Source organism: Chamaesiphon sp. OTE_20_metabat_361 (assembly GCF_031364565.1).
Genome location: NZ_JANLWO010000260.1, coordinates 1 through 2,411 on the forward strand (window position 1 = coordinate 1; position 2,411 = coordinate 2,411).

A 2,411-nucleotide genomic window follows, 5' to 3' on the forward strand; every position below is an offset into this window, starting at 1 on the left:
ACTTTGGGATTGCGTTGCTCAAATCCGATGATTCGCCGACTGGCTTTATGGGTACGCCAGCATACTGTTCTCCCGAACAGATGGATGGCAAAACCTTGGACAATCGGGCAGACATCTACAGTTTGGGCATCATGATGTTTCAGATGCTCACAGGGGAACTCCCCCTCAAGCCCAAAGCCAGTTCCTTTGAAGGATGGTTTCAGTCGCATCACTACCAAAAACCCAAATCATTTAGCGAAGTCAAAGCCAGACTAGATTTACCGCCAGCATTGATGGATATTGTCAATCAGTGCATGGCTAAAACTGCCGCACAACGTCCCAGCAGTGTCACGGAAGTACTCAATATCCTGACTCAGATCGAGCAAGTACCCGATCGATCTGCTAGTCTATCCAATAGCTTCGTTTCTAACGAAGTTCGCCCATCTGCCCAAGTCACCCCTGTCGAAGCGATCTGCCTGCAAAGTGTATGGCCAAAAGATAAGCCCAGAGCCGAAATTGTCTTTCCTCAGCTCATCGATCATCAAAATACGCAATTGGCAACGATGTGGATCATGCTCTCGCGCAGTGACATCGAGAAATATCGCAACAATAAGCCACATTCGCAGTTTTTATTCGTGGGTTCGCCCCATCCGATGCTACTGTGGCTGACAACGCTCTACCAAACCGAGCAACAACATCGGATGTTGCCCTGCTATCTCGATCTCAAAAAACCGATCGGCGAAAAAACACTGCAAATTCTCACCCAAACTGGTGCCTATCGCTTGATCTTATTTGCCCTTGAGGGCGACGAACGCTGCGTCTGTACGATCGAGGGGCGGGTGCCACTGCGCAAAATCCAACTGCTCAAAGAATGGTCGTTAGAAAGCCAAAATAGCCCTGCTACGCACGGTCAAATTAAGGAAAGCAAGCGATCGCTCAAAGAGGAATTAGAATCACTCAAGCCCAAATTAGTTGCTAGTCTTCAGCGGCAAATATCTAAGAAAAACTTAAATTAATTCAAAAAAATCATCAAATTCAGTCTGCAATAATCTAGCTAAATTTTGGCTGGTTTCTTGGAGAATATAGATACTAAACACTAACTGAGTTTGGTAGTCAAAATCTCGTTCGAGGATAATTTTGGTGAATTGCTGTTTGAGTTTTTTGCGATTTGGTCGATAATCACTACGATCGATCTTGGCACCATTATAAGCAAACAGAAATGCGAATAAGCTGGTTTGGTTGTCCTGCCAGATTTGCTGCCAATCAGGTTCGAGATCTTCAGCAAAATGGGCATAAGGATCGACACCCAAGGCGTGAAAAACTAGATTTCCTAGTCCCATGCCCCCATACCGCAATGGATTAAGTTCGATCGGCATCAAGCGATTCTCCTTCAGAGAGGCTCCGCCAACGTCATCGAGCTTAAATTCACCATGAATCGGTAAATTTGTGACACCGAGAATCTGATTGAGTTCGGTGAAAAAATGCTTGGCTTTGGTATATATCCGATCGCATACTGCTTGCGAAGAATAGTAAATAACGTGTAAATATGCGGGATTTAGCGGTAGGGGATGATGGTAAATATTCACAATACAAGCCGCTCCACCAGAGTCATAGAACATATCGACAGCATATTCTTCACCCTCAATATAGCTCTCGACCAGAAAATCTGTAGTCGAGAGGACGCTCGGAGAAAACAGTGCGGTATTTTTGGTGAGTTCGGTTTGCAGTGTGGTGGCTAATTCGGTCAAATCGGTATCGCGATCGATAATTTTGACCGCAGTACCAAATACACCTTTGACTGGCTTAATTACCGATTTTTGCGCGATTTGCAGGTCTGGAATTTGATGAGCTTGGATACATTGATATTGGAAATTTGGATAGATAGTAGCGAGGATTTGTCTGAAGGCATACTTGTTTTTCAAGAGTGCGATCGCTTTGACCCGCACCGGATCGTCGATCCTGGAGATGGTACGATCGAGAGCAGCTTCTGAGGCAATACAAACTTTATCATCTTTGCTAAACCGCAAGTCAGTTTGCATCAGACGATCGCTATCGATAATTTCCATCTGGGCGGTAGCTGGTAAAGATTCTAAAGTACCTGCTTCAGCATTACTAACAATTAAATATACTTTTTGACACTTAACCATTAATTATCGTTTTTAGTAGTTCTTAAACTCACACCTTTCCCTGGGGCATCAAGACTGATGAAATATTCTCAAAACTTACTCCTAAGTATTAACACTATTCACTATCCACTATCCACTATCCACTATCCACTATCCAACAGCTTAAGCGACACTACCGCGCTTTCTGGTCTCCTTATAGGATGTACCGACATTTTTGATGCCAGTCTTAATTAGTTCGCGTTCGAGCAGGGCAAAAAAGCTCGATCGATCTGCACCTCTGACAACGGCTTGATTGTGCGCCTCAGC

At 44.4% G+C, this 2,411-nt stretch carries 2 protein-coding genes and 1 pseudogene; 1 reads left to right on the top strand and 2 read right to left on the bottom strand.

Features of this window, described 5'->3' with window-relative positions; all coding sequences use genetic code 11:
* The coding region (locus tag RMO35_RS07605) for a protein kinase domain-containing protein (RefSeq protein WP_309739866.1) at positions 1–995 on the top strand (995 nt) is incomplete at its 5' end.
* On the opposite strand, the gene RMO35_RS07610 is transcribed toward RMO35_RS07605, so the two are convergent.
* Complete coding sequence (locus RMO35_RS07610; RefSeq protein ID WP_309739869.1) at positions 987–2,126, bottom strand: ATP-grasp domain-containing protein; 1,140 nt, start codon at positions 2,124–2,126, stop codon at positions 987–989. The two genes, RMO35_RS07605 and RMO35_RS07610, sit on opposite strands and share 9 nt — an antisense overlap.
* Before the next feature lie 141 nt (positions 2,127–2,267).
* Positions 2,268–2,411 (bottom strand): annotated as a pseudogene (locus RMO35_RS07615) (nuclease); the annotation flags it as partial.